The sequence below is a fragment of the Mesorhizobium sp. M0306 genome (genome assembly GCF_040321655.1).
In the GTDB taxonomy this organism is placed as follows: Bacteria; Pseudomonadota; Alphaproteobacteria; order Rhizobiales; family Rhizobiaceae; genus Mesorhizobium.
Window position 1 is genome coordinate 108,149 of the sequence record NZ_JAMYRY010000020.1, and the last position, 7,736, is coordinate 115,884.

Here is a 7,736-nt window from a genome sequence, read left to right on the forward strand (position 1 = left end):
GATGGAGGCCCGCAGACCCCATCGCGCGGCGACTTGTCCTTGACGGTAACGAGCACGGCGGCAGGTTTGCCGTGGTCGGGGAGCCCTTCCTTGGGCGGAAGCCGACGACAGTGTTCGAGGGGAACTCGCCATGAGCCGGGTGCGCAGAGATCGTCCGACGCTCTTGTATTTGCTGGATCCCAGCCGGCTCCGCCTCCGACTGCCTCGGTAGCTCGGTATCCTGAGCGCGTCGGCGGCATCATGCCATTATCATCCTACGAATTGCATGCTCCATCGTCCTGGACGAGACCGGTTTGGCTAGCCAAAGGACGAAGGTCTGATTACCAGATGTGATCGGCATGGGGTCGCTTCCACCAACGACGATGATGGGCACCGTCATCAGGGTGGTACGTACGGCTTCGGGCTGTCCTGGCCCGAGGAAAGTCGCTTTATCGAAAATTAGGAGGTCGGCTGCCTTCCCGCTCTCGATCCAGTCGCAAAGACTCTCGAAGGTCGCGAAGCCGACCGGCTTATAACCCAGCGCGGCGATCTTATCCTTGTAGATCTCCAACGCTGCTGGATCGGGGTCAACGACTGCAATGATTTCTCCGTTGCCAAGTGATCCATCGCATGGGCCGAAAGCGCTATCAGCTCTGACCTGCTCCTCAGCGCAGGCCGGTAAGTAGAGATCGAAGCGTGTACCTCGGCCAACAGCCGAGGTGACGTCAAGGCATCCTGCGAGCGCGCTCACATGGCGGTCCACTGCAGCAAGACCCAGTCCGGTCCCGCCGACGCGAGAGCGCGTGGTAAAAAAGGGCTCAAAGATATGCGGAAGCACCGAACTTGCGATTCCTTGGCCATCGTCGCTGATGGAGAGGAGAACGTAATCTCCCGGTTTCAAGGTGCCCTTAGCCACGGGCTTCGTTTGACAGACGTGAGCGCGAGAAACGCTAATCTCGACACGGCCCTCATTCAAGAGAGCCTCCGACGCGTTCTTGCATAGATTCATAAGGATCTGCTGTATCTCGGTCGGGCTGCCCTCGATCACCGTTTGCCACTCGTTGATCTTGAAGTTCAACTGAACATCCACACGAAGTGCAACCCGCAGCAATGGCGCGAGATCCATTACACTCTCCGAGACGTCGAAAGGCATCGTCACGCGCTTCCGATTTCGGCTTAGTGACAAAATTTGATCAATAATCAGTTTGGCTCGGTTGCTGGCCAAGATAATTTGGCCGATGTGGCCCCGAATTCTCGAGGGGCGACGCACAAGACCTTTAGCCATCTCTGCGTAGCCGACTATTGCTCCTAGAACATTATTGAATTCATGTGTAACGCCGCTTGCGATTGTGCCGACAGCCGTCAGCCTTTCCGCATGCTCCCATCGACTCTCAAAAAGGTTACGTTCCGTGTGTACACGTTGCATTTCAAGATGGTTGCCTAAACGCACAGTAGCGCTCGCCAGAACCAGGAGGTCGTCTGTGGAGGGTGGTGAGCGATCTCCTTCAAAAACAAGGATACAAACCGCAGCCTGCTGATCGGAGGCCCTGCAACCAACAATTTGACAAACACCGGTAGTGCCTACGGCAGTCCGAACCACTTCCGACGCGGGAACGACGCGAAACACTGGCTGTTCCGGGTGTACAAGTGAGACGACTTCATTGATTAGCGTGGCGTTCCAGACGCGCATGCGCTTGTTCGCGACAAAGTACTCGGTATTCCTGCTGATACTCGGATCCACCAGAGCAAGCGCGCATTGATCCGCATCGAAAACGCATTGAATGAGTCTAAGCGCTGCTTCGGTGGAGAAGCGCCGCGAAGCCTTCGTTGCTTGACTGTCGATGAAACAAGCTTCGATCTCACTCATCGCCGCTTCAAGCTCTAACCGCCTTTCCAACCGGTTCGTCCGCACATGCAGCGTGGAGGCTCGAATGGTCGCAAACAAGCAGAGGCATATGGACACCAAGCCAAAGAAAAGTCGTGTACGCTGCGCTTGCGCGCTGGCGAAGCTGTAGGCTTTCAGATGTTCTCGCTCCAATTCGGCAGCCTTGGCGAACGTGTCGAAGGATGGGATCCGATTGACAGCGCGGTCCAACCTCAACATTGAGGACAGGATAGCGCGGCCCTCGCGGGCAACATCCTCCGTGACTTGGTCCTGGCTAGGAGGAAGTCGGCGGAGAGACTGATCGATTTGTAATGCGAGGCTGAATCCCGGTCTGGCCGAAAATTGAAGGATCAGATTGGAAAATTCAGGCCTGTTCGACACTCCCCCCCGAAGGCGATTAGCCGAGCGAGCAAAGCGTACGAGAGAGCTTTGCAGAAGCTCATTTTGCGCGGCCGAGGCCGAGATGGCAGCTTCTGTGTTTTCGAGGGAATTTTTGAGCTGTGCAACCAACCTGGAGTGCACCCCGGAGCTCTCATTGGGCGAAATCTCAACAAGGCGTTGGTAGTTTTGGAGGTTCCTTTTTAATGCTTGCCCGGTAGAAGCAACGGAACGGAAGTCCAATACCATGTCGGCGCGGGCGACGTCTCGCTGGAGCAATGCGTAGTTGATCTGAATCGTCCGCAGTTCGCTTAGGACCGCCTCGTTGATCTGGGGGTCTTGCCACTGTATCGCGACCAAGAGCGCAACCGAGGCCACTAGGGCCATTACAGAAGCTTTGTCGGTACTGAGCCATTTTTCCCAAACGAACGGCGTTTGATCCGCGGTGCGTGCCTTGCGAAGGTCCGATTTGAATTCTAGCTCCCCATCGCGTCGGTGTGCGGCCGGATGCTGCTGGAACAGGAAAGCCAAGTGTACCTCTCCCCTCAAATAGGCGGTGTAGACGCCGTTGCACTCTGCCCCGATGGCCCGCTGACCTTCCATTGATTCGCGGGCGTTTCGACCTCGACGGCGAGGCGGCAGCACAAGGCGGGCAACTGATCGCAGTTTTCGGAACTGGTCTTCCGAGAGATCATCGAAGGGGCATACAAGCGCACGCCTGCAGCAGCCGAGGATGATACCGGTCGGTCAAACGCAACTGGCGAGGGCCGGATCTGCTGTTGGCTGGCAGCTAACACTGGCGGGGCGGCGGCCTCAACTCCGGCGTGCCTAGAGCCGGCTGCTGCGAAAGCGTCCGACACGCTTCCCTTGGGGTCATCCCGTCCAGCGGGCATCCTTGGATCGCTGAAAAAAGACGAGGCGGCTTGATGATCCTGCCCTCGCTGAAGCACCTCGCGAAACCCCTTTTCCAGTCGCAGAAGCTCCTCTGGACCGGTAGGCGGCTCGTCAGCTCGACCATCGAACAGCGGCCGGAGCGCCTCGGACACGTGCTGCTCAAAGCCCACTCGCCGGGCCTGGACCGCTTGCCCGTCTTCCAAGCCGGCGTCCTGCACCTGCGACAAAGCTGTTACACGGGATGGATTACTATTTCGCGGGTTCATACTAGCCTCACATCAAACTGTATCGTCAAAGTCCTGCGCCAATTCACACAGCGGGTCATCGAGTTGAGATTCTGCGGAGAGCGCCTCCTCTGCTCCCGTCAAGGGCGCCGGCTCCGGGAGGGCGCCTGTCTGGCGTTCAAAGATGCGTTTCAGAATGCGATCCGAAAAATATCGCACCTTCCTCAATTTTAATGGTGGCAGACCTTTGATGAGAACAATCTCGTAGTCGTCATCGAGCAGCCGAACCTGTTCGGGACGCAATAGCGGTGCACCTTGATGTGAATTCTGAATGTTCCAATCGAACGTTCGCGCCTGGCTGTAGGAAATCGATTGGGCTTGAAATGTGAATCCACCGATAGCTTTGGAAATGTAGTTCGGAGTCTCGTCATCTACCTCGATGTTCCTAGAAGCGCGCCGGCAGCCCGGGCGGGGGGCTTGGGGTTAGACTGCCAGCGCACGCCACTCATAAAGAGCGGCCTCTTTTCGCGGTTCGGACACCCATAGTCAACCCGGCAACGTCTGGATGCCCGCTGTGCTTTTTGCAGAGCGGCGATGCCGGGCATATCGGCCGATCCTGTCTAGGATGGTGTGGCCACTCTCGTCGGCCGAGTTGATGCTCCAGCCAGTATCGCCTTGCCGACCAGCATGAGTTCGCCGTTAGCAATCCATCGTTGCGAGCCGAGACCGAGGTAAAAAGCGCGTGTTATCGACTATGTAGCTGACGCTCCCGCTGACGCAGGGTTCCCGCCATTGCCTCGAGGACTACCTCGAAATGAAATACCTCTGCACGGGCGGCATCTGAAGCATGGGCTTGCAGGGCTCGCAGACCGGTAAACCAGCGAGCCATCTCCAAATATGTGAATTGTGGATTGCTCCTCGACGGGAGCTGAGGGGCGGCTCCGCAAGCCTTACGACGCTCTTTGCGAGCCGTAGCTGCCGAGCTGGCAAAAGGCCGGGCTACGTCGCGCCAGCGCAATCGGCGCGCAGAAAATTAGGCCTACCCGCTCCGGGACCGCGGACCTCGTCAGCTTCTCGTAAGTATGCCCGAGTAGGTTGCTCAGCTGATCTGTGGACGTGAGGCTAGCGTGAACCGGCACAAATTTGACCTATCCAATGTAACAGGTTGGCGGCAGGTGCAGCCCCCGGCATCTCAAGAGCAAGCGGCACAGGCCGGGCAAGAGGGCTTTGAGCAGCGCTCGGGCGAGGCGCGCCAAGCCGCTGCCCAAATTCCCGCCCCCGGCGTTCCGGCTCTGCCAGACCCGTTCCATCCTCATCCGTCTCAGGGAGACCTGAGCCTCATCGAAGGCGCGGCCCCATGGGAAGCGCAGCCCATGATGCAAGGGAGCGGACAAGAACACGCCGCGGCGCCGTACGCCGGAGGCAGTGGGTCGATGCTAGGTGCCTCGGTGCTGCAGCCGGGTCACTCAACGGCGCGCCATCATCATGCGCCGGATTCGTCAGTGGGTGATCTGAATCCTTCCGCACCGTTCGAGTTGCGTGACCATGCTCGTTCCGCCGTGCCGGCGGCGGTGCAGCCAGATCCTCCAATAGTGGTCTCCGACGGTCGCGGCTGCAAGCGTCCTCTTTATTCCAACGATGCGACCGTTGTCGAAGGGCTGAGGTCACTCTACGCGGGTAAGGCCAAGGAGGACACGGTCAAGCGCCATGTAAATTCTCTTTACGGCTTTGGTCGTTGGCTCTTTAAAAATAACAAGCCGGGATTTGCTGCTCGGCTTCACGAGGAGTCGCTGGATGAAGATCTCAAGGAGTACGAGAGCAGTGGTGGCTCCTCGACTGTGGCTGTGGCACTGCGTCGTCTCAGAGAGTCGGCGGGCGGAGTGCCAATGGTGGGCCGCGCTGTCCTGAATCCCGACCCTGCCGACGCCGTGCTCATCAAAGAGTACAAAGCGGCTCTCATCAAAGAGTACAAGGGAGCGCCTGCGACCGGGCCGAATCGCCAAACCATTCACGACTATGGAGCTACTCTTAGACGTTTCAGTGAATACCTGGTTGAAAACAACAAGCCGGGGATTGCGGCTCGGCTTCACGAGGAGTCGCTGGATGAAGATGCCAAGCGCTATAAGGACTCCAGTGGTGACCGGAGGATCATTGCACTAGCTCATCTCCGGAAGTTCCTGCCGTCCGCCGCACTCGGGCGCGAAATTGCCCTTGCTGCTCGTCCGGAAGACGCAGTCGGCATGGAGGCTCGTGCCATTGGGGACGCCGCTGCGCAGCACAGCGGGCCGCAGAAGGCATTGGGTCGGCCAGAGAAGCTCCCTGGGGAAGCTAATGAAGACGCCGCTGTTCTGCCATCGTCTTTCGTACCAACTGGGCACCATCACCAAGCCTCGGATCCCGCAGAGTCCTTTCGTCCCCTGATCTGGCGCGACGGCGACCAGCGCGCGCCGGACGAGCGGATCGCTGCACAGGACAGGAGCAACCTGCTACCAAGCGAGGAGGTGCCACTGAGGCCACCGGAATTCGCTCCGCCCAGCTTGCGGGCGGGGAATTCCGCCTCGCCAGAGCTCTTTCCTGAGGGGATGTCCCCCGCGGTCGAAGGGTTTTTTGGTGTTTTCGGCGACCCCAGCGGGCGGGTGCTCGGCGCATTGCAATTGCTAGGCGACGAACATATCCAGAGGGATTACCAGCTCCTGGAGCAGGAGTTGCAGGGGAACAATCCAGAACTCGCCGCCCGGACGCGGTTCGTGGATCCCCTCGTAGCCAATTATCATCTGCGCTTGGGCTCCGAGAGCGACAAGCTAAGCGCATTCCAGCGCATCGTCCATAATCAGAACGGTAACGACACAGCCGACTTCCTGTTCGTGCCAGTGAGCGATGGCGGTAAGACTCTTGCGGAGCGCGGCAAACATTGGTCGCTGCTGTTCGTTGATCGCAGCGACCGGGAACGGCCGGTTGCCTATCATTATGACTCCGTCAGCGGATGGCATGACAAGCTTGCAAAACACCTCGCAGAAAGGCTGGGCGCCAGCCTGGAGACCCGCGTGGACTTACCCCGCATCGCCCAGCAGAGCAACGAGTGGGATTGCGGAGTCTACGTGGTGGACGGCACGCGGGCGCTGGTTGGGCGATTGCAAAGATGGCAGCCAGACCAGCCAGACCTGAACCTCAACAACCTCGTCGTCAATCGGCAGGCACTACAAACCCGACTCATGGGTGACGATACATCTGGAACGGCAAATTATCTCACGAACTTTGAACTCATGGACCGACAGGCGCGAGACGCGGTTAAGGAAAGCCCCGTTGGGACGTTTCACCAGCGGATCAAGCGGCTCGGCCAGTCAGCGCGAGCGTTGCACGACAGAGCCCTGGCTCCAGTCGCGCCGGACCAAGGCAACCCAGACTCGGTGTTCGTACGGGACGTTGTTCCCGGGGAAACACGCCATCATCATGCGCCGGATTCGTCAGTGGTTGATCTGAATCCCCCCGCACCGTTCGAGTTGCGTGACCATGCTCGTTCTATGCCGGCGGCGGTGCAGCCAGATCCTCCAGTAGTGGTCTCCGGTCGCGACAAGCGTCCTCTTTATTCCAACGATGCGACCGTTGTCGAAGGGCTGCGGTCAGCACTCTATGCCGGTAAGGTCGGGGAGCGCACGGTCACGGACCATGTAAATTCTCTTCTCGGCTTTGGTCGTTGGCTCTTTGATAATAACAAGCCGGGATTTGCTGCTCGGCTTGACGATCCGTTGCTGGATCAGGATCTCAAAGAGTACCAGCGCGAGAGTGGCTCCTCGAACGTGGCTAGAGCACTGGGTCGTCTCAAAGAGTCGGCGGGCGGAGCGCCAATGGTGGGCCGCGCTGCCCTGAATCCCGACCCTGTCGACGCCGAGCTCATCAGAGATTACAAAGCGGCTCTCATCAAAAAGTACGAGGCAGAGCCTGCGACCGGGCCGAATCCCAAAACCACTCAGGACTATGCGGCTACTCTTAGACGTTTCAGTCAATACCTGCATGAAAACAACAGGCCGGGGATTGCGGCTCGGCTTTACGAGGAGTCGCTGGATGAAGATGCCAGGCGTTATTTGGACTCCAGTGGTAACCGGTGGATCAGTGCACTAGCTCATCTCCGGAAGTTCCCGCCGTACGCCGCACTCGGGCGCGAAATTGCCCTTGCTGCTCGTCCGGAAGACGCAGTCGGCATGGAGGCTCGTGCCATTGGGGACGCCGCTGCGCAGCACAGCGGGCCGCAGAAGGCATTGGGTCGGCCAGAGAAGCTCCCTGGGAAAGCTAAGCAGCTGAGCGAGATCGGCAATTCAGGCGCTCGCGTGCTGATGCAGGCCCCCACCCATCAAGTGGGTGCATTGCCATGGGAGGCG

At 58.9% G+C, this 7,736-nt stretch carries 2 protein-coding genes and 1 pseudogene; 1 reads left to right on the forward strand and 2 read right to left on the reverse strand.

What is annotated here, in order from left to right; all coding sequences use genetic code 11:
• Positions 1-238 precede the first annotated feature (238 nt).
• Entirely contained in the window at positions 239-2,773 is a 2,535-nt protein-coding gene (locus NKI95_RS23720; RefSeq protein ID WP_352693030.1) for a two-component system VirA-like sensor kinase, read from the reverse strand.
• Between the two features lie 641 nt (positions 2,774-3,414).
• Positions 3,415-3,792 (reverse strand): annotated as a pseudogene (locus tag NKI95_RS23725) (type IV secretory system conjugative DNA transfer family protein); the annotation flags it as partial.
• Positions 3,793-4,862: 1,070 nt separating this feature from the next.
• On the opposite strand from NKI95_RS23725, the gene NKI95_RS23730 reads away from it, so the two are divergent.
• The coding region (locus tag NKI95_RS23730; protein ID WP_352719593.1) for a Ulp1 family isopeptidase at positions 4,863-7,736 on the forward strand (2,874 nt) is incomplete at its 3' end.